The 638-nt window shown below is 63.9% G+C and carries 1 pseudogene; it reads left to right on the top strand.

What is annotated here, in order from left to right:
• A pseudogene (locus tag HK23_RS14120) lies at positions 1-638 on the top strand (1-deoxy-D-xylulose-5-phosphate synthase); the annotation flags it as partial.

Consider the following 638-nt stretch of genomic DNA (forward strand, 5'->3'; position numbering starts at 1 on the left):
CCCATCCTGCTGCATGTGATGACCGAAAAAGGCCACGGCTATCAGCCCGCCGAAAAGGCCGGGGACAAATATCACGCCGTCGCCAAGTTCAACGTCGTCACCGGTGAGCAGAAAAAAGGCCCCGCCGGGCCGCCGTCCTACACCTCCGTGTTTGCACGCGAACTGGTGCGCCGGGCCGCAACCGACAACAAGATTGCTGCCATCACCGCCGCCATGCCGTCCGGCACCGGTCTGGATGCGTTCGCGAAGAACTACCCCGACCGCTTTTTTGACGTCGGTATTGCCGAGCAGCATGCCGTGACGTTTGCCGCGGGCATGGCGACCGAAGGCCTCCGCCCCTTCTGCGCCATCTACTCCTCCTTCCTGCAGCGCGCCTATGATCAGGTGATGCATGACGTGGTGCTCCAGAAGCTGCCCGTTCGCTTCGCCATTGACCGTGCCGGGCTGGTTGGGGCCGATGGGGCAACCCATGCCGGTTCCTTCGACATTGCCTATCTGGGCTGTCTGCCGGGCATGAGCATCATGGCGCCGTCTGACGAGGTTGAGCTGCTGCACATGACGGCGACCGCTGCCGAGTTTGATGAAGGCCCGATTGCCCTGCGCTACCCGCGTGGCGGGGGGCTGGGTCTGGAGCTGCC

This window comes from Acetobacter malorum (assembly GCF_002153605.1).
Classification (GTDB): domain Bacteria; phylum Pseudomonadota; class Alphaproteobacteria; order Acetobacterales; family Acetobacteraceae; genus Acetobacter; species Acetobacter malorum_A.